The organism is Paenibacillus sp. FSL R7-0340, assembly GCF_038002205.1.
GTDB classification, from domain to species: domain Bacteria; phylum Bacillota; class Bacilli; order Paenibacillales; family Paenibacillaceae; genus Paenibacillus; species Paenibacillus polymyxa_B.
This window is the reverse complement of record NZ_JBBOBY010000001.1, coordinates 4,734,266-4,753,597: the sequence shown is the minus strand read 5'-3', so window position 1 is coordinate 4,753,597 and position 19,332 is coordinate 4,734,266. Positions and strand designations below refer to the sequence as shown.

General features: G+C 46.2%; 19 protein-coding genes, 6 tRNA genes, 1 pseudogene and 1 riboswitch. Of the genes and pseudogenes, 19 read left to right on the top strand and 7 right to left on the bottom strand.

Features of this window, described 5'->3' with window-relative positions; all coding sequences use genetic code 11:
- Positions 1-98: 98 nt before the first annotated feature.
- The 3 genes from MKX59_RS21285 to MKX59_RS21275 all read left to right on the top strand — a co-directional run bounded on the left by MKX59_RS21285 (position 99) and on the right by MKX59_RS21275 (position 3,139).
- Complete coding sequence (locus tag MKX59_RS21285; protein WP_007429334.1) at positions 99-380, top strand: CopG family ribbon-helix-helix protein; 282 nt, start codon at positions 99-101, stop codon at positions 378-380.
- Between the two features lie 6 nt (positions 381-386).
- On the top strand, positions 387-737 hold the full coding sequence (locus tag MKX59_RS21280; protein WP_007429335.1) for a type II toxin-antitoxin system PemK/MazF family toxin: 351 nt from the start codon (positions 387-389) through the stop codon (positions 735-737).
- 179 nt (positions 738-916) lie between these two features.
- Positions 917-3,139, top strand: a complete 2,223-nt coding sequence (locus MKX59_RS21275) for a Tex family protein (protein ID WP_340858883.1) — start codon at positions 917-919, stop codon at positions 3,137-3,139.
- 104 nt (positions 3,140-3,243) lie between these two features.
- Here the strand turns inward: MKX59_RS21275 and cmpA are convergent, their stop codons facing one another.
- Positions 3,244-3,378, bottom strand: coding sequence for a cortex morphogenetic protein CmpA (gene cmpA, locus MKX59_RS21270; RefSeq protein WP_007429337.1), 135 nt, complete (start codon positions 3,376-3,378; stop codon positions 3,244-3,246).
- A 144-nt stretch (positions 3,379-3,522) separates the two neighbouring features.
- Between cmpA and MKX59_RS21265 the strand changes: the two genes are divergently transcribed.
- From MKX59_RS21265 to MKX59_RS21255, 3 genes are all read left to right on the top strand, one after another.
- Positions 3,523-4,047 carry a SprT family protein gene (locus MKX59_RS21265; protein ID WP_076264365.1) on the top strand — a complete coding sequence of 175 codons (525 nt, stop codon included), beginning with the start codon at positions 3,523-3,525 and terminating at the stop codon, positions 4,045-4,047.
- 44 nt (positions 4,048-4,091) lie between these two features.
- Positions 4,092-4,167, top strand: a tRNA-Asn gene (locus MKX59_RS21260).
- Between the two features lies 1 nt (position 4,168).
- A tRNA-Ser gene (locus MKX59_RS21255) sits at positions 4,169-4,257 on the top strand.
- Positions 4,258-4,435: 178 nt separating this feature from the next.
- Here the strand turns inward: MKX59_RS21255 and MKX59_RS21250 are convergent.
- Together MKX59_RS21250 and MKX59_RS21245 are read right to left on the bottom strand one after the other, a co-directional pair.
- Positions 4,436-5,311 carry a Cof-type HAD-IIB family hydrolase gene (locus MKX59_RS21250; protein ID WP_028543047.1) on the bottom strand — a complete coding sequence of 292 codons (876 nt, stop codon included), beginning with the start codon at positions 5,309-5,311 and terminating at the stop codon, positions 4,436-4,438.
- A gap of 69 nt (positions 5,312-5,380) precedes the next feature.
- Positions 5,381-6,142, bottom strand: coding sequence for a DeoR/GlpR family DNA-binding transcription regulator (locus MKX59_RS21245; RefSeq protein ID WP_013309250.1), 762 nt, complete (start codon positions 6,140-6,142; stop codon positions 5,381-5,383).
- Between the two features lie 244 nt (positions 6,143-6,386).
- Between MKX59_RS21245 and MKX59_RS21240 the strand changes: the two genes are divergently transcribed.
- The 6 genes from MKX59_RS21240 (at position 6,387) to MKX59_RS21215 (ending at position 8,373) form a co-directional block, all read left to right on the top strand.
- Positions 6,387-6,458, top strand: a tRNA-Glu gene (locus MKX59_RS21240).
- An 86-nt stretch (positions 6,459-6,544) separates the two neighbouring features.
- A tRNA-Lys gene (locus tag MKX59_RS21235) sits at positions 6,545-6,620 on the top strand.
- A gap of 15 nt (positions 6,621-6,635) precedes the next feature.
- Positions 6,636-6,718: transfer RNA gene (locus MKX59_RS21230), tRNA-Leu, on the top strand.
- A gap of 163 nt (positions 6,719-6,881) precedes the next feature.
- The gene (locus MKX59_RS21225; RefSeq protein WP_023987598.1) at positions 6,882-7,337 is read left to right on the top strand and encodes a MarR family winged helix-turn-helix transcriptional regulator; all 456 of its coding nucleotides are present in this window, start codon (positions 6,882-6,884) and stop codon (positions 7,335-7,337) included.
- A gap of 185 nt (positions 7,338-7,522) precedes the next feature.
- A complete protein-coding gene (locus MKX59_RS21220) occupies positions 7,523-7,897 on the top strand; it encodes a helix-turn-helix domain-containing protein (protein ID WP_028543045.1) in 375 nt (124 codons plus the stop codon).
- Positions 7,898-7,989: 92 nt separating this feature from the next.
- The gene (locus MKX59_RS21215) at positions 7,990-8,373 is read left to right on the top strand and encodes a helix-turn-helix domain-containing protein (protein WP_013309253.1); all 384 of its coding nucleotides are present in this window, start codon (positions 7,990-7,992) and stop codon (positions 8,371-8,373) included.
- 96 nt (positions 8,374-8,469) lie between these two features.
- Here MKX59_RS21215 and MKX59_RS21210 read toward each other — a convergent pair whose 3' ends face one another.
- Positions 8,470-8,718, bottom strand: a complete 249-nt coding sequence (locus MKX59_RS21210) for a hypothetical protein (protein ID WP_028543044.1) — start codon at positions 8,716-8,718, stop codon at positions 8,470-8,472.
- Between the two features lie 296 nt (positions 8,719-9,014).
- On the bottom strand, positions 9,015-9,752 hold the full coding sequence (locus MKX59_RS21205) for an urease accessory protein UreF (RefSeq protein WP_028543043.1): 738 nt from the start codon (positions 9,750-9,752) through the stop codon (positions 9,015-9,017).
- A gap of 273 nt (positions 9,753-10,025) precedes the next feature.
- On the opposite strand from MKX59_RS21205, the gene MKX59_RS21200 reads away from it, so the two are divergent.
- Positions 10,026-10,108 (top strand) — tRNA-Leu (locus tag MKX59_RS21200).
- Between the two features lie 145 nt (positions 10,109-10,253).
- Here the strand turns inward: MKX59_RS21200 and MKX59_RS21195 are convergent.
- A pseudogene (locus MKX59_RS21195) lies at positions 10,254-10,740 on the bottom strand (glutathione peroxidase).
- A 466-nt stretch (positions 10,741-11,206) separates the two neighbouring features.
- A riboswitch (cyclic di-AMP (ydaO/yuaA leader) is annotated at positions 11,207-11,379 on the top strand.
- A 115-nt stretch (positions 11,380-11,494) separates the two neighbouring features.
- Between MKX59_RS21195 and MKX59_RS21190 the strand changes: the two are divergent.
- The 6 genes from MKX59_RS21190 (at position 11,495) to MKX59_RS21170 (ending at position 17,852) form a co-directional block, all read left to right on the top strand.
- Positions 11,495-11,890, top strand: coding sequence for a hypothetical protein (locus MKX59_RS21190; RefSeq protein ID WP_023987603.1), 396 nt, complete (start codon positions 11,495-11,497; stop codon positions 11,888-11,890).
- A 183-nt stretch (positions 11,891-12,073) separates the two neighbouring features.
- A complete protein-coding gene (locus MKX59_RS27630; protein WP_071559652.1) occupies positions 12,074-12,151 on the top strand; it encodes a potassium-transporting ATPase subunit F in 78 nt (25 codons plus the stop codon).
- A 151-nt stretch (positions 12,152-12,302) separates the two neighbouring features.
- Entirely contained in the window at positions 12,303-13,979 is a 1,677-nt protein-coding gene (kdpA, locus tag MKX59_RS21185; RefSeq protein ID WP_068939857.1) for a potassium-transporting ATPase subunit KdpA, read from the top strand.
- A 37-nt stretch (positions 13,980-14,016) separates the two neighbouring features.
- Positions 14,017-16,047 (top strand): potassium-transporting ATPase subunit KdpB, encoded by a 2,031-nt coding sequence (gene kdpB / locus MKX59_RS21180; protein WP_023987606.1) that lies wholly within the window; start codon positions 14,017-14,019, stop codon positions 16,045-16,047.
- Between the two features lie 19 nt (positions 16,048-16,066).
- Positions 16,067-16,795, top strand: a complete 729-nt coding sequence (kdpC, locus tag MKX59_RS21175) for a potassium-transporting ATPase subunit KdpC (RefSeq protein WP_076264364.1) — start codon at positions 16,067-16,069, stop codon at positions 16,793-16,795.
- A 166-nt stretch (positions 16,796-16,961) separates the two neighbouring features.
- Positions 16,962-17,852 carry a GNAT family N-acetyltransferase gene (locus MKX59_RS21170; protein ID WP_076264363.1) on the top strand — a complete coding sequence of 297 codons (891 nt, stop codon included), beginning with the start codon at positions 16,962-16,964 and terminating at the stop codon, positions 17,850-17,852.
- A 77-nt stretch (positions 17,853-17,929) separates the two neighbouring features.
- On the opposite strand, the gene MKX59_RS21165 is transcribed toward MKX59_RS21170, so the two are convergent.
- Complete coding sequence (locus tag MKX59_RS21165) at positions 17,930-19,249, bottom strand: Nramp family divalent metal transporter (protein WP_069080980.1); 1,320 nt, start codon at positions 19,247-19,249, stop codon at positions 17,930-17,932.
- Positions 19,250-19,332: the final 83 nt, after the last annotated feature.

Genomic DNA, 19,332 nt, shown 5'->3' with positions numbered 1-19,332 from the left:
AATATCATATACATTCTCTTGTATTCCGTTTGAATAAATTACCGGGAATAACGTTATAATGGTACAATGGCGACAAGGTTTTGGGGGTGGAAGAGAAGTTGGCCAATTTGCAGAACACCAAAAGAATAATGATCAGTTTGCCAGATCATCTCTTGCAGGAAGTGGACGGGATCGTAGCTATGGAAAATTCCAACCGCAGTGAATTTATCAGGCAGGCCATGAAGCTGTATGTAGGCGAACGTAAAAAACGTTACATTCGTGAAGCTATGCAGCGTGGATACATGGAAATGGCTAAAATCAACTTAACCATGGCATCCGAAGCCTTTCACGCGGAGGAAGATGCAAACAGCACCTTGGGCCGTACAGTTAGCGGGGTGTAATCCATATTGATCGTAAAGCGCGGCGACGTTTTTTTTGCAGACCTTTCACCCGTAGTCGGTTCCGAGCAAGGTGGCGTCAGACCTGTGCTGATCATTCAAAATGATATCGGCAACCGGTTTAGTCCTACTGTGATCGTAGCAGCTATCACCGCTCAGATTCAGAAGGCAAAGCTGCCTACACACGTGGAAATCGACGCGGCGACGCATGGCTTTGATCGTGATTCTGTTGTTCTTCTGGAGCAAATTCGGACGATCGACAAGCAAAGGCTTACCGACAAAATCACCCATTTAGATGAAGAAACCATGCGCAAAGTGAGCGATTCGCTACAAATCAGTCTCGGTTTGATTGATTTTTAGCGTGATGGAACGACGAGTGAAACGGGAAAAGGGCAGCGCTTGGGCGCTGCCCTTTTGCGTGTCCAATGAAAAATGCAGGTAGGGCTTGCTTTAACGTCACCTGCTGGCGCTTTGAATCTTTTTTTGTGATAATGAAAGACATGGTGTACGACAAGAGCTGTGAGGAAGAAGGGATAGGTTTGTCTAACGAGGAAACGAAGACGGAAATCCGGCAGGAGCCGAACGAAGCAGAACGCCAAGAGCGGATTGTCAAACAAGTGGCGAGAGAGCTGTCGCTGGCACTCAAGCAAATCCGGACAACGATCAGTTTGTTGGATGAAGGGAATACAATTCCTTTTATCGCGCGTTATCGTAAGGAAATGACAGGAGAGCTGGATGAAAATCAGCTGCGTGAAATTGAAGATCGTGTGGTGTATTTGCGTAATCTGGAGGATCGTAAGGTAGAGGTCATCCGCATTATTGATGAGCAGGGCAAGCTGACGGAAGACCTGCAGACTGCTATCACCTCTGCGGTTAAACTTCAGGAAGTGGAGGATCTGTATCGTCCGTATCGGCAAAAACGCAAAACCCGCGCCAGTGTAGCGAAGGAACGGGGACTGGAGCCGCTGTCCATCTGGATCTGGAGCCAGCCGAAACAGGGCGATGCTCTGAAAGAAGCCGAGTCTTATGTTAATGCGGAACTGGGAGTGGACAGCGCCGAGGCGGCCATCCAAGGAGCCTTGGACATTTTAGCTGAAAATATAGCGGATGATGCGTCTATTCGCCAGTGGGTACGCCGATACACGCTGGACCATGGTATGTTGACCTCCGAAGCGAAGGACGCGGAGCAAGAATCCGTGTATGAGAACTACTACAGCTATCGTGAGCTCGCTAAGAAAATGCCACCTCACCGTATTCTGGCGATTAATCGCGGGGAGCGGGAAGGCATTCTTAAGGTTGGTCTGGAGGTAGCGCCAGATTCCATTTACAATTACGTGGCTGGCCAAGTGATTAAAGGATCGTCTGTCGTGCAAGATCTGCTGCGCAGTGTCATTGAGGATGCGTATAAAAGACTTATCGCGCCATCTATCGAGCGTGAAGTACGCGCTGAAATGACGGAGAAGGGCGAGCAGCAGGCCATCTCCATTTTTGCAGGCAACTTGCGCAGCCTGTTGCTACAGGCTCCGATCAAGGGCCGACGTGTGCTCGGTGTCGATCCGGCCTATCGGACAGGCTGTAAGCTGGCGGCTGTCGATGACACCGGCAAGCTGCTCGAAGTGGCTGTGACGTATCCGACACCGCCGAACAACAAGAAGCGCGAGGCTGCTGAAAAGTTCAAGCAGCTAATTGCCCAATATGGTATCGAATTGATTGTCATTGGTAACGGAACCGCTTCGCGCGAGACAGAGCAATTTGTAGCGGAAGTCATCGCGGACATTGGTGACAGCAGTCTAGCGTATCTGATCGTCAATGAGGCGGGCGCGAGCGTATACTCTGCCTCCAAGCTGGCACAGGAGGAATTTCCCGATTTGGACGTGGCTGAGCGCAGTGCGGCTTCCATCGCACGTCGTGTGCAGGACCCGCTGGCTGAGCTGGTCAAGATTGAGCCGAAGGCTATTGGTGTAGGCCAATACCAGCATGATGTGTCGCAGAAACATCTGGATGAAAGCTTAAAGGATGTTGTCGAATCAGCCGTTAACCATGTCGGTGTGGATGTGAACACGGCTTCCTCTGCGCTGTTATCCTATGTAGCGGGGATCAATGCGACGATTGCCAAAAACATCGTTAAGTACCGTGAGGAAAACGGTAAATTCAGCAGCCGTCGTCAGTTGCAGAAGGTGCCGCGCCTTGGTGCAAAAACCTATGAGCAATCTGTAGGCTTTATCCGTATACCGGGTGGAGAAAATCCGCTGGACCGTACACCGATTCACCCTGAATCGTATGCTGTCGTAGACCGCCTGTTAGCGGAACTGGACATCAGCGCCCACGATCTGGGTACTAAGACTGCAATGGAAGCACTGAGCGTGTCCAACATTGACGAATTGGCTGCAAAGCTTGAAGTCGGCGTGCCAACACTGAAGGATATTCTGGACAGTCTCCAGCGTCCGGGCCGTGACCCGCGTGACGAGCTGCCGTTGCCTGTATTCCGCAAGGATGTGCTGAAGATCGAGGATCTCTCACCGGGTATGGAGCTTCAGGGAACCGTCCGCAATGTCATTGATTTCGGCGCATTTGTCGATATCGGTATTAAAAGTGACGGGTTGGTTCATATTTCACAGCTGCGCAGTGGCTTCGTAAAGCATCCGATGGATGTCGTATCTGTCGGTGATAACGTGACGGTGTGGGTGTTAAATGTTGATTTGAAAAAAGGCAGGGTTGGTCTGACGATGAAACCTCCTGCAGAGGCGCAATCGCAGGCATAATACTTTAAATAAAGCTGTACAACCTTCTTGTGAAGGTATAACAAAAGCCGGAATCTCCGAACTGCATCGGAGATTCCGGCTTTCATTTTTGGATGCCTTAGCTTCTACCCGTTGTTGGCATCGAACTCCACGCCAGGTGCTTTATGATAAAAAAACCAACAATCGTTCAACAGTTTAATTTGGCGCCGGTCCTTTTTGTAAAAGGCCCGCATGAGCTGGTTGCTGAGCCATTGAGGCAAGCCGATCTCCTCCTCTGCGTTACTTCTGTATGTTTAGCATATGGGGTGGGTACCTAAAGTGTGCTTATGAATTGGGGGTTAGACTTAGGCCGTTATTTTATAATATGCTTGTCAGTAAGGAGCAAAGGAGGAGAGACCGGAAGGATGGAGTCTAAGTCCCTGAGCAATTCAATGAACCATTCTATGAACCGTTCTATGAGTAATGAAGAGCTTCAAGAATGGGTAGAGCGCATTTCGCTGGAGAGCTTCGGCGTGCCGTTTCGACATCAAGCCACCTTTAATGCGCGCCTGTCTTCCACAGGCGGTAGGTATTTTATGAAAAGTCATCATATTGAAATTAATCCACATCAACTCGCAGCTTACGGACGTTCTGAGGTGGAGAAAATTATTAAGCATGAGCTGTGCCATTATCATTTACATTTGCGAGGGATGGGCTATCAGCATCGAGATGCTGACTTCAAAGCATGGCTTGCCCGTGTAGGAGGGAGCAGGCATTGTCAGACTCTGCCAGGAAGAACGGAACGTAAGCCTCGGCCTTATCGTTACAAGCTAGTATGCGTTTCCTGTAAACAGGAGTATATGCGCAAGCGTAAGATGAATCCTCAGCGGTATCGCTGTGGGAAGTGTGGAGGTAAGCTTCGCCTGTTGGCACTTGACGGCACCCCCTGAATCATGGTAAATTAACCATACTGTATGATAATTTACAGTAATGTTCCCTGATAGCTCAGTTGGTAGAGCACTCGACTGTTAATCGAGTTGTCACAGGTTCGAGTCCTGTTCGGGGAGCCATGGAGAGGTACCCAAGTGGCTATAAGGGGACCCTCTGCTAAGGGGTTAGGCTGCGAAAGCGGTGCGAGGGTTCGAATCCCTCTCTCTCCGTTGGTATTTTAAGCAGAAAAAGGACGCTCGTATGCATTGTAATGATGCTTGCGAGCGTCCTTTTCGTCTATATCTGCTTTGAGAATAACGGTGGACTGAAATCGTTTAAATGGAGAGGCGGACGTGCTTCGTACAGCATGAAGCGACGTTAGCCTGTCTTGTACGCAGCCAATAACTTCTATTTCACGCTGTCAGCCTCGACTGTCTTGAGTATGTTCAACAGAGCATGAGCGACGCCATCTTCCGCATTAGTCAGAGTCACTTCGGAGCAGACGGCCTTGATGTCGTCTTTTGCATTGCCCATGGCAATGCCTGTTCCTGCCATCGTCAGCATGGAGATATCGTTGTAGCTGTCCCCAATCGCTACGGCTTCCTGCATGGGAATGCTCAGATGATTCGCCAGATAACGCAATGCATTACCTTTAGACGCATCCCTATGCTCGACTTCAAAGTTACGGTCTGAAGAGATGACCATGTTCAGGCCCTGAAAACCTCGGTAACGTTCACGGCCCCAATCCAATTTGGCTTGATCAAAGGAGAAACAGAGCACGTTATAAATCTCTACATCCAGTGGAATGTCCTCATATGAAGCGATGCGAGTATGTCCGGTCTGTTCATATTGTTTTTCAGCTGCATGTAATAAAGTATCCAGCGAAATATCCGGGTTGGAGCTCAGCAAGCGGTCCATTTCAACAGCAAGCAGCTGATGTCCGTTTTGTGGAGAATAAATAGCGCGGTCTGTCATGACCTCATAGTAAAAGTCGTTGTCATGCAGCCAGCTCAGCACTTCAAACGTTTCACTGCGGCCCATAGGAGTAGAGGTTAACTGACGACGATGCACATCGTGTACGGTTGCGCCGTTTGCTCCAATGACGGGAGTTACAAGCTCTGCTTCCTCTAGCTTCGTCCAGGCGTCATAAGCAGCTCTACCAGTGGCAATTGTCACCTGAACGCCTTGCTGCTGTGCTTGGCGTATAGCCTCCGCGTTCACTTTGCTTATTTTTCCTTCCTCGTTCAGCAGTGTTCCATCCATATCAATCGCAAACAGTTTCATTTCTCTTCAGCTCCTGTCTTTCGATATCTCTGTGATAAATCTTGAGCTCTAGCTAAGCAGTTTCATATTTTATGAGGGTACAACAACTTCCACATCATAATGTTGCAAAATTTCCAGCATCGCTGGTTCTGGCAATCTGTCGGTGATCACGATATTAACTTCAGACAGATCGGCAAAACGATATGGGAAATTGATTCCGAATTTCGAATGGTCCGCAAGGATGATCACCTGATCTGCCTGTTTCATCATCTGATGCTTCAGCATGCCGTCTTCTTCATGAATCAGGCTTAGTCCGTGGGCAGATATACCACCAATCCCGATAAAGGCTTTGTCTACAAAATAGTGAGACAAAGTGGCGATCACGGAGGAGCCATATACATATCGGTGTTCTTTTTGCAGGCGGCCTCCCAGCAGATGAATGGAGACACCGTCTTTTCCAGATAGCACGTCAGCCTGATTGATTGAATTGGTGATGACCGAACATTCCTGCACATTCAGTCTTTCTGCACACGCCTGTACGGTGGTAGAGGAATCCAATATAATACGATCCTTATCTCGTACCATGCTGGCAGCCAGCTGTCCGATCACTTGTTTCTCCTCGGATACAGTAAGTAGTCTTTCATTATAATTTCCAATTGGATCGTGATGAAGTGTAGGTAGAAGAGCGCCGCCGCGGGTGCGAATAATTTTTTGATGCTCTTCAAGTTTTACGAGGTCTCGACGGGCCGTATCTCGTGAAACATTAAAAAATTCACAAATATCATCCACCGAAATACGCTTATGAAGCTGTAAGTAATCAACGATTTTTAACATTCGTTCTTCCTGATACATAAAAAGCTCCTCTAATATATAATTATTTCGGTATCTCGTAAGTGATTATAAGTAAATTCAAGTGATATTGCAATCGTTTATCGCTATTTTCAGGATTTTAGTGATTTTAGATAAGGCATTGTAAGTGAATGCGAATTTTGTACTTATAAAAACTGCTTTTTTAAAAATTTTAGAAATAAGTATTGCCATTCGTTATTCTATTTGATATACTCTTTCTTGTCGCCAAGTTGGCGCATAATAATAAGGCCCGTTGGTCAAGGGGTTAAGACACCTCCCTTTCACGGAGGTAACAGGGGTTCGAATCCCCTACGGGTCATTGTTGTCTTTATAGACTACATGTTGCATGCTTAAGGGAAATTCCTGAGGTCTGGTCTAATGGCGGACAGCTTGGATGAACAGCATGAGCCATTAGCTCAGTTGGTAGAGCACCTGACTTTTAATCAGGGTGTCGAAGGTTCGAGTCCTTCATGGCTCACCATTTATATTTTGTTATGCGGTCGTGGTGGAATGGCAGACACGCTATCTTGAGGGGGTAGTGAGCGTACGCTCGTGGAGGTTCGAGTCCTCTCGACCGCATCAATGGAATAAACGGAAAAGTCTCTCGCGGTAGAGGCTTTTTTTATTTGTGTGGTGATGTAATAAAGTAATGATTATGATGAAATAATGATTCCATAGTATAATATAATGCCATAATGTTATAGAATGATAAGTATAAACTTATGAAGTGACGGTGAAAAATATGGACACTCAACTGTTAGGAAATATATCAGAAAATATTTTGGGCTTGTTTCCGATTGTGAAGAAGAAATTTTTCACCTACGGTCCGCTCGATTTCCCATTACACTTGTCGCCTAATAACTTTCAAGTGCTCATGCTTCTGCGTGAAGTGCGTTCGTCTACAGTATCCGATTTGTCCAAACAACTTAATGTCTCACGTCCAAACATGACTCCTCTTCTGGATAAGTTGGTGGAGCATGGGTTGGCTGACCGCCAATCGTGTGATTCGGATCGCAGAGTCGTGAATGTGGCGATTACACAGGAAGGCGATGCTTTTTGTGAACAGGTATTTCATACCTTCTCCAATAAAATTCAAGAAAGACTGGTGTATCTGCCAGAAGAAGATTTATTGCATCTGAGTGAAACTTTGAATGAATTGAAGCATATCTTACTTAAAATCGACAACTCTGCTACGTGATTGGCATAAGTGAACTGACTTAAAGACCGCCCTTTCTTCGGAAAACAGGCGGTTTTTGTTGCGTGTTGTGGTATAATGGAAACCAACATACATAATTCGGTAATTTTAGCATACGTGATCTTTGAAATGGGAACAGAGAACATGATATCGTTATTTGAGAGCCTGCTAGGGAGGAAGGAACTTCTATGCAATCTATTTACCATCGCATTGAGGAACTCATCAAGGAACGGGGAATGACGAAAAAGGCGTTCTGCCAGCAGTTAGGCATTAGTACAGGGAACTTCGGGGATTGGAAAAGAGGAAAAACGACGCCGGGCACGAATAAACTCATTGAAATTGCTTCGTTTTTTGATGCCAGTCTGGATTGGATCATGCTGGGTCGAGATGTACAGGGTGAGGTGCTAAAGGAGTCGCAAGACCCTTATTTTTTTGGCGCTTCAGGGCAACTGAATTGCCAGGGGGAACCGCTTAGTGAGGCGGAAAGAAATTTTATACTTGAGTATATTGAATTTACCCGCTTTCGTAAAGAGAAAAACCAGCGCAATTCTACTATGGGGTAATGGTTGCTTAGGATTTGATGAGGATTACTAATGAGTAAGGCTGAAAATGAAAATTATTTCAGAAAAAGTTACTGTGTCGGAGGGGAAACATTTTGGGAGATCAAACTATTTATCAGCGGATTGAAGCTTTGATTAAGGATCGCGGAATGACCAAGAAGGCATTTTGTGAAAAACTTAAAATCAGTTCAGGGAATCTCGGTGATTGGAGAAGGGGTAAAACAACGCCGGGTACCACCCATTTGATTCAGATTTCGGACTTTTTTAATGTATCGCTCGATTGGTTAATGAAAGGGATTAAGCCAGGAGAAGGCGTACTTCAGGAGCAGAAGGCTGCTTATTTTTTTGGAGTGATGGGGCCACTGAATTGCCAGGCAGAAGATCTTGAGACGGAAGAACAGAATTTTATTTTAGAATATGTTGAATTTGCAAAATACCGTAAGCAAAAAAGTGAGAAGGATAAAACAAAGCCGGAATAATTTTTTGGCTAAAGATCGTCTGGGTTGAAGACCCGTAAACGAACTAGTGGGGTTCGCTTTACGGGTCTATTTGGTTTCTTGGTGATATGGAATGACCTATATGTAACTGGAAAGCTTGTTAGGTTTAGAGTGCGGTGCCTCCTTATAATCGTTATCGTCGATGTTCAGAATTGCAGCAACTTGTTTTCTGTACCTTTGTGCTTTGCGGGTGCCGTGAATCAGATTGGACAAGCGTGAAGGCGGAATATTGTGTGTCTCACAAAATGTTTTCTGATCCAGTCGAAGTTCGACAAGCCGTTGTTTGATGGCCCACCCGAAGGAGGTGACAGGCATTTTGTTATTCAAGAGAAATCGCCCCTTACGGATTCTTGCGGAATAATTGGTGTGTTATAATAATCATCAGTAAACATGTTAGAATTAACCATCTAACACTATGATACACTTTTATACGTGTTTTTACAATCGTAAATGCGTCATTTTGTTGAATTAATTACTTAATTAAGTGCTAGGTGGTTCTGATAATCCGTCTAGAGTCTGCTAATGCTGTGAATTGCGATTATATGTGGATAAAAAACACTCTGCCACCTGAGGAAAGGGACAGAGTGTTTTTGGTGTTGTGACCACATTGGCGAAACGACGCATCAGGGGGATGCTGGAAGGCGTTTGAATAGACCTGAGGAGGAAAACAGTCTAGGTTCATCCAATTGGTTATTATGGCTCATATAAAGAGGTAGAGTGATGTAGGAGCTGGACCAATGTCTGTGAAGAAAGCGACGCTGAGATGCAGTTGGCTCAGGTTGGTTAAGCTTCTTCCAGGCAGAGAGGAGCTCGCTTGTCATACGCTCCATAAGAGGGTTCTTTTCCTCATAAGGAGGATTGAGTAGTTTGAAGGCATCTTCCACACAGAAGGACACCGCTGCGCTAAGATAGCCGTGAACGGTCTGTTCTACATCGTTTCCGAGGAGGAAGTTAATCCAGGTGTGAACGGTAGCGAGTGTGCCAATCGCATTGTATTGAATGAGTATAGATTCCAACTGGTCAAATTCAAGCCAAGGATAAAGAGCCTTAGCGAGCTTGAGCAGACGCTGACCGGATAGACGAAACTCCTTCACATGCTGCCAGGAGGGACGTTGGGTATGCAGCATCTTATCAATGAGGGCGATCCGCCAACTGTCATTCTGCTGGATGGCGACATACAGACTTTTGATAGCCATGCCGTCAACGGTTGTAAATTGAGGATACAAATCATCCAGCATGTAATGTTCCAGGTCTTGTAGACTGTTCAAATGTCCGTTACGCGATAGTTTCTCCAGTCCGTTAAAACGGGTGAAGCCACCAACAGGTAGGGAAGGGTCCAACAATAATGCATAGTTCAGCAAGCGGTTGCCTTTATGCAAGGTGGTTCGCCTCCTCGAAGTGAATCCTTATGTTATGTTATGTTATGTTATTTTACTTTTTACTTGGGGATAACGAAAAATATTCGAAATATATGTAATATATATTTACATTTAAATAGCTTTTGTGTCAAATAAAATATTCTTATCGCTCATACATGTTAGTTAAAATAACATATAAAATAATTATTATATTTTTGTTTACAAATAGTTGATGAGAGAGTATAATAAATCTGTTGCCTCATTACATTATGATTTGCGGTCGTGGTGGAATGGCAGACACGCTATCTTGAGGGGGTAGTGGGCGTACGCCCGTGGAGGTTCGAGTCCTCTCGACCGCATTATATGCAAGACTCAGTTAAAAAAGCATCCTGACACGGTTTACGTGAAGGGATGCTTTTTTTGTTAAGCATTTTTCGTTATACCCTTTTGCCACAGAACAACGGTAGACAACCGGTCGTTTATTAACTGTGATAAAGAAGGATGTCAGTTTTGCTGCAAAAGCTTCTCTATATCTCCCGCCAGCTTATCTGGAGTGGTTTGCGGTGCATAGCGCTTAAATACGTTACCTTCTCGTGTAATTAAGAATTTAGTGAAATTCCATTTGATCGCTTTAGACCCTAATACCCCCCGGAGCAGTTTGGGTCAGGTAACGAAATAAGGGGTGCGCTTGATCGCCATTGACATCTGTCTTGGCGAACATCGGAAAGGTAACACCATAATTGATCTGGCAAAACTCGGAAATCTCCTCGCTGGAACCTGGCTCTTGTTTGGCAAACTGGTTGCTGGGAAATCCCAAAATTTCGAGCCCCTGTTCATGGTACTGATCATATAGCTCTTGTAGCGCTTTGTATTGGGGGGTTAACCCACATTTGCTGGCAGTGTTCACGATAAGCAGAACGTTCCCTTCATATATGGATAACGGAATTTGTTTCCCTTGCAGGGTGTGCGCATCATATTCATAAACGGTCATAGTATCTCTCCTTATTCAATATTCAGCAATTAAATTGTAAGCAATTAAAAGCAAGGTTGCAAGTCTGGAAAAGCTGTATCAAGCCTTTAGCCGCTGTAAAATCGTATTTTGTTCAAAACAGTAAATCGCACCGCAAATGGAGCGAATTAAGGTGTTTCTTCTTATAAAAGCGGGTTCAATCGGTGTTTAGCTGGTACATATAGCGTATTTTCTTCTCTTTTTACAAAAAAAGGCCAAAAACGCTCTACCCTACGCCAATATTGACATGCTTGTCATTTTCGAAAAGGGATGAAAAACAGAGATTGAAGGAGCTGTGAGAAGCATAGTTGCATTGTAAGCGCTATTATTAATATCCTAGGCTCTAAAGGCCGATTTATAACCCCGCAGTTGAGCTTTACAGTCTTCCATGCGCGGGTGTATGATTCAAGACGTAATTTCAAATTAACTTGAATGAAGCAACAACGAAATGTCTATAGCGCTGAATTTTGCAGTTGCAAAAGCGGGGGAACCAATCGAGATTGTACGGCTTCGGAAGCCGTGTGTCTCATGGGGTGAATTTTCAGGTCAAGTGCCAGAAATAGGGCGACTCTCACGTCCGAATCCGACAGCTAACCTCGTAAGCGTACAGGGAGAGGCAACAAACCGCCGTGTGCAGCCATGGTTTATTTTATCATGGATATGTAAGAAGCCGGAGGAAAGCCTTTTTCCTTCGGCTTCTTTTTGTTGTCTTTTTATACCGGGAGAGGAGCTACTGATGGAAGGTCGGTTAATTATTGTCACTGCACCGAATGAAGCGGGCAGAAGTTTTGTGAAATTGCTTATTTTCAAAAAATTGGCGTTTGCAGTTCTCACGAATAGCGCCCAGGAGGAACGACAGCTCAAAAAAATGGGTGTGGAGCACATTGTCCGCATCAATACCATGCAAGCGGGAAAATGGAATTTTCCAAAAAAAGAAATTGGTAGTGTGTATTTGTTCGAGAACAGCTTGAATCTGACGTGCCGTTTCCTGCAAATATGTCGGCCGCTAACATCGGAATCGATCTATGTTATTACGCACGGCTGTAATCCACAAGGAATTTATCGGGGATTGGGAGCGGATCATGTGATCTACACATTGAACGGAGAGGTGGGTTTTCTGCTGAACGGATAAGCACTTATAACATAGTTGTTTTATGATTTTATGATCAAATAAGAATGGCGATCTGAGGACCGATACGGAGGGTATAAACATGATGGATATATACATGCTGCTCGTCATGGCTGTGAGTTATGGAGTGATACTGCTGTTTGTACGCTGGTGTGATGCGCAGACCTCTAAAGGAGGACGAAGAGGATGATCGTTATACTTGGGCTTACGGCTATTGTGTTTATGTATTTAATCTACGCACTCCTGAACCCTGAAAAGTTCTAGTCAGCTATAGGGGATAGAGCGGGCGGGAACAACAGATCTGAATATTAAGCATCATAGGTAGCGGGTTTTCGCAAACGTGTGCACACAATTGGTGCTCTGGAAGCAGGTCTGTTGTTCCAAACGCAGGAGCATTTTGAAGGAGGAATAAAGGATGGAGCTGCTTCAAATTGGAATTGTGATCGTCATATTGCTGCTCTTGGTAAAGCCAGTGGGCACCTATATGTATCATGTATTCTCGAATGAACCCAATCGGACGGATCGGATTTTTGGCGGAACAGAAAAGCTGATTTATAAGATTGTAGGATTGAAGAAGCTGGAGAGCATGCGTTGGACTACGTATGTTATGAGTTTCATTGCAACGAATGTCGTGCTTGTGGCGATCAGCTACTTGCTGTTGCGTTTACAGGGAATGCTTCCTGGTAATCCGGCTGGAAACAGTAATATGGAAGCATCACTAGCTTTTAATACGGTAATCAGCTTTATGACGAATACGAATCTCCAACATTATAGCGGAGAAAGCGGGCTTACGTATCTGACACAGATGGCGTTCGTCACGATGATGATGTTCACTTCGGCTGCTTCCGGTTTTGCGGTTGCTGCGGCTTTTATGAGAGGATTGACGCGGCGCGGTGAAGGGATGGGCAATTTCTTTCAAGATTTTATTAAAGCCATTATAAGGATTTTCCTGCCGCTGGCCTTTGTGCTTACGCTGGTGCTGGTTGGATTGAAGGTACCACAGACGCTACAGCCTACGGCGGATCTTACGACGCTGAGCGGAACACAGCAGCAGATTTCTATGGGACCCATTGCTTCTCTGGAGTCCATCAAGCATTTGGGGACAAACGGGGGCGGTTATGCGGGAGCTAACTCTGCACATCCTTTTGAAAATCCAAGTCCTTGGACGAACGTGCTGGAAATTTTGGCAATGTGGGTAATGCCAGCTTCGTTGCCGTATACCTTTGGATTGTTTGCCCGTAATCGTAAGCAGGGCTGGATTATTTTTAGCTCCATGATGGTATTGTTTCTTATTTTTCTATCTATTACGTACGTGTCTGAAAAGACAGGTAACCCGTTAATCCAGACACTGGGTGTGGATGCTTCTCAAGGAAGCATGGAAGGGAAAGAGGTTCGTTTCGGCATTGGACAATCGGCTTTATTCACTGCGGTCACAACAGCGGCAACGACAGGTTCGGTCAATAATATGCATGATACACTAACCCCACTGGGTGGCATGGCTGCTTTGGGAGAAATGATGCTAAACGTCATTTTTGGCGGCAAGGGTGTCGGGCTGATGAATATGCTGATGTATGCGATTCTGGGTGTGTTTATATGCGGACTGATGGTCGGGAGAACTCCGGAATTTATGGGAAGGAAAATTGAAGGCAAGGAAATGAAGCTGATCGCGATTGCCATTTTGGTACATCCGTTCCTCATTCTCGCCCCAACTGCGCTTGCGTTTATGAGTCATTGGGGATACGACGCGGTCACTAACCCTGGCTATCACGGGTTGACTCAGGTGCTCTATGAATATGCGTCATCTGCTGCAAATAACGGTTCGGGATTTGAAGGTCTTTCGGATAACAACGTATTCTGGAACATGACAACGGGGCTGGTTATGTTCTTCGGACGATATGTATCTATGATTGCATTGTTGGCTGTGGCGGCTTCATTGAATGCCAAAGCACCGACTCCGGTGACGACGGGGACACTGCGTACGGACAACAAGTTATTTGGAGCCATTCTGATCGGGGTCGTGCTGCTGATTGGTGCGTTGACCTTTTTACCCGTTATCGTATTGGGACCTGTTGCTGAATTTTTGACCATGTGAAGAAGAAAATGAGAATGGATGAACGGGGTGTTTGATCATGAAGGAACAACGCAAACACATGCTGGACAGAAGCATCTTGAAGCATGCGATCAAGGATAGCTTTATAAAATTAAATCCGATGATTATGATGAAGAATCCTGTCATGTTCGTCGTGGAGATCGGTACATTGGTCGTGCTGCTAATGTTACTGCTTCCCGGTTATTTTGGAACTGGCAAGGAAATGGGCTTTAACCTGGCCGTGTTTGTTATTCTGTTGTTTACGTTGCTTTTTGCTAATTTTGCCGAAGCGCTCGCGGAGGGGCGGGGTAAGGCACAAGCTGCCTCTTTAAAAAAATCCAAGCAGGATACGCAAGCTAACAAGCTCATCGGAAATGACATTCAGGTGGTTAGCTCAACCGAATTGCGTAAGGGGGACGTGGTTATTGTCTCCCAGGGCGAAATGATCCCAAGCGATGGTGAGGTCATTGAAGGTCTGGCTTCGGTGGATGAATCTGCAATTACGGGCGAATCGGCTCCGGTCATCAAGGAATCGGGTGGTGATTTTTGCTCGGTAACCGGCGGGACGCGAGTGGTCAGTGACCGGATTAAGGTGCGGATTACGACAGAGCCGGGCGAGACATTTATTGATAAAATGATTTCGCTCGTGGAAGGCGCACAGCGGCAAAAAACGCCGAATGAGATTGCACTGAACACTTTGCTGATTAGCTTAACGATTATTTTTCTAATTGTAGTGGTTACGCTAGCGCCGATTGCCCGTCATTTTAACATTGATTTGCCTGTTCCTGTGCTGATTTCGTTGCTAGTCTGTCTGATTCCAACCACGATTGGAGGACTGCTGTCAGCCATCGGGATTGCCGGTATGGACCGGGTCACCCAGTTTAACGTGCTGGCCATGTCAGGCAAGGCGGTAGAAGCTTCTGGGGATATCAACACGATGATTTTGGATAAAACAGGTACAATCACCTTCGGGAACCGAATGGCGAGTGAATTCGTGCCTGTAGAGGGCGTGGAGAAGGCAAAGTTAGTGAAGTGGGCAGCGATTAGCTCTATGAAGGATGAGACGCCAGAGGGTCGCTCGGTTCTCGAGTTGATGCGCAAACAGGAGCATACGCTGGATGCATCCTTGGCAGCAGGTGGAACCTTTATCGAATTCAAGGCGGAGACCCGGATGAGTGGTCTGGATCTGGCCGATGGACGAAAGGTACGCAAAGGCGCGGTGGATTCTGTTCGGCAATGGATCGTCTCGCAAAACGGCAGTGTTCCAGCTGATCTGGAGGAAATAGCGAATCAGGTAGCCTCTGAAGGAGGTACACCGCTGGCAGTCGCGCTGGATGATCAGATATACGGCATTATTTATCTGAAGGATACAGTGAAGCCAGGCATGAAGGAACGGTTTGATCAGCTCCGGGAAATGGGTATCCGTACGATCATGTGTACCGGAGATAATCCACTGACAGCAGCTACAATTGCACGAGAAGCGGGTGTGGACGACTTTGTAGCTGAGAGCAAGCCGGAGGACAAAATAGCGGTTATCCGACGTGAGCAGGAACAGGGTAAGCTGGTTGCTATGACCGGAGACGGCACCAATGATGCACCTGCGCTGGCGCAAGCGGATGTCGGTCTTGCCATGAATAGCGGCACAGTCGCGGCCAAAGAAGCGGCTAATATGGTGGACTTAGATTCCGATCCGTCCAAAATTATTGAGGTGGTCGCGATCGGCAAGCAGCTGCTTATGACGCGCGGAGCATTGACAACGTTCAGCATTGCAAACGATGTTGCCAAATATTTTGCCATCATCCCGGCGATGTTCATGCTGGCCATTCCACAAATGGGCGCTTTGAACGTCATGGGGCTTGGCTCCCCGCTGTCCGCTATTTTGTCGGCGCTGATCTTTAACGCGGTTATTATTCCGCTTCTGATTCCGCTGGCCATGAAGGGCGTGAAGTATAAGCCGATGAGCTCGGATCGCCTGCTGGGACGGAATTTGCTGATTTACGGTCTGGGCGGTATGGTCGTACCGTTTGTTGGCATTAAGGCCATTGATTTGTTGGTGCATTTGTGGATTTAGCGCAGAAAGGGTGAACGACATGAGTGGTTTTTATCGGATGATGTCTGGACGCAGATTTGCTGCGCACGAAAAAGCCGAATCTGGCGGGCAAGGTCATAACAAACGTACAGGGACCGGGACAGTGTCGGAAGGACAACCGGAGAGACAAGAGATGCGAGGAAGTACAGTTATTGGAGTGGCTTTACGAACTTCAGTGCTGATGATTCTCTTGTGCGGTTTGGCATATCCGCTAGTCAGTACAGGAGTAGCACAGGTTCTGTTTCCACAGCAAGCAAACGGCAGTATGCTTCGTGACGCGGAGGGGCGGGTGGTCGGCTCCGAACTGATTGGGCAGTCCTTTGCCGATTCGGCGTTTTTTCAAGGTCGGGTATCGAGCGTTGATTACAATGGGGCTGGTTCAGGCTCAAGTAACTACGCGCCATCGAATCCAGTCTTGATACAACGAGTCAAGGACTCTATTGCGGATTGGCAGAAGCATAACCCGGATGTACCCGTCAGTCAGGTTCCGGTGGACCTGATTACGAACTCCGGCTCCGGTCTGGACCCGCACATCTCGCCACAGGCGGCACGGGTGCAAATTCCGCGTATTAGTGGCTTGACGGGTATCCCGCAGGATCAACTGAGAGCACTGGTGCAGGAGCAGACAGAAGGCCGCAGCGCCGGGGTGTTCGGCGAGCCGCGTGTGAACGTGCTCAAGCTGAATCTCGCGCTTAAGGCGCAAATGAAGGTAGAGCCTGCCAAGCGTTGAGAATATAATAAATTGATTTGTCTGATAATTAAGTTAAAATAGTACTCATATATGATCAAGGAGGCGGTCCAAATGGTAACGATGAATAAGCGGACAGACTATAGAAGGACAGCGCCTACTCGTCCATAAACTGCGTGGTTTCTTCTTGATGAGGGTAACCAATAATATGCAAGATTATAAATTTTTTAAAATGAATGATTTTTCAGATCATCAGATTGCTCGAATACGAATGTTGGAACAACTATGCAAGAATTTCGACGGATCAAGTTTAAGAGTGGGCATAGAAAGCCTTAAAGAAAACGGTGGAGATAAAGCGATCCTTTGCCAATCGGGCAACCAGTTGATTGGCTATCTCAGTTGGTATACATCAGATGAAATCGAAGCTAATATTAACGCTATGGTTCATCCTAATTATCGGCGCCAGGGTGTATTCCGCTCCTTAATGTACAATGCTGCAGCTGTGATACAATTACAAGGCATCAAAGCATGTCGCATCAGAATCCCGTCCAATTCAATACCTGGAATAGATTGTGTGAAGTACTTGGGGGCCAACTTTAGTACGTCTGAATTCTCCATGAATTTAAATCGGTTCCAATCTGATAGGTTACATCAATCCGGCTTAGTTTTGCGGCTAGAAGAAGATCAGGATTTTGATTTTATGGTTGAATGTTCATCGCAAGCTTTTGGTGATTCCGAGTCTTGGACAAAGAACTATTTTAAGCATACGAGAGAACCAGAACGTGTAACTTACCTCGCTGTAGATAGACTGACACCGGTCGGAATGATTCGAGTCAATCATGTTCATACGGATACAGCTGTTATTCATGATTTCTGTGTACATCCATTATACCAAGGCAAAGGGTATGGCCGTGAAATTCTTGCTTGTTTGGTGAAAATCTTGCTTGCCAAGCAGTACACTAAGATTCGACTAGGAGTAGTTACGCAAAATGAGCGTGCCTTGAACCTCTATCGGTCAATAGGGTTTGAGATTTCTGCCGAGTCTCATTATTATGTGAGTGCTATACAAAATTTAATTTATACAGGACAAATAAAATAGGATGAACAAAAAAAGGTATCTCGCTGCCATTGGGGCAAGTGAGATACCTTTTTAATATATTCATATTTGGCTACCGATTAACCTGAAATCGTTTGGATGATGAGCACTACATTCAAGATGATAATGACAGCGGTCACGATCCAGGTTAATACTTTTTGCCACATTTTATTTGCGAATTCACCCATAATCTTTTTGTCGCTGGTAAAGAGCAGTAATGGAATGATGGCAAAGGGAAGCTGGATGGACAGGATGACCTGGCTCAGCACAAGCAGTTCCTCCGCACCTTTTTCACCTGCGATAGCAGTGACGATGACCGCTGGAATGATCGCGATGAGGCGGGTCACTAGACGACGCAACCAAGGTGAAAGACGAAGATTCAAAAAGCCCTCCATCACGATTTGTCCAGCTAAAGTGCCTGTTACGGTTGAATTTTGACCTGAGGCGAGTAATGCCACCCCAAATAGTATGCTCGCCAGTGTGGTTCCCAGTAGTGGCGAAAGCAGATAATAGGCATCACTAATTTCGGCTACATCTGTTCTTCCTGCCGTATGGAATACAGCAGCTGCCACGATCAAGATGGCGGCATTAATAAATAAAGCGAACATCAGCGCTATACTGGAATCCCAAGTTGCAAATGTAATAGCTTCCCGTTTACCTGCTGAAGTCTGCTCAAATTTGCGAGTTTGTACAATAGAAGAATGCAGATACAGGTTATGCGGCATTACCGTAGCGCCCATAATACCGATGGCAATATACAGCATGCTTGGATTCGTCAAAATTTGCGAGTCTGGTACAAAGCCGCCCAATACGCCGCCCCATTCCGGTTGTGCCAAAAGGAGATTAATGCCAAAACAGCCGGCAATCGTCGCCATCAGCACAATGACGAGTGTTTCCAATGCCCGAAAACCTTTGTTTTGCAGCAGTAAAATGAGCATAACATCAAATGCTGTAATGATAACTCCGTATAGTAACGGTAGACCGAACAGCAACTTCAGCGCAATGGCTGAACCGATGACCTCGGCCAAATCCATGGCTGCAATGGCAATTTCGCACAATAGCCATAAGCCGATCGCGACAGGACGATTATAGGCATCACGGCACATTTGAGCCAAATCTTTACCTGTGGCAATGCCAAGCTTGCCAGATAAGGCTTGCAGCAGGATGGCCATCAGGTTGGAGATTAGAATGACACTAAGCAGCGTGTAGCCGAATTTCGATCCGCCGGCGATGTCTGTGGCCCAGTTGCCGGGGTCCATATAGCCGACTGCGACCATATAGCCGGGTCCAGCAAAGGCAAGAAACTTCCGAAACCAGGTCCCGTCTTTCGGGACGCTCAAGGAACGATTCACTTCCGACAGTGAAGCGATTTCCGCGAAGTTGCCCTTTGTATTTTTCATACGCTTCACCTTCTTTATTGATGTTGAAATATATTATTAGTGACATAACGATTGTGTTATCCCTATTGTACACCCACAATAGT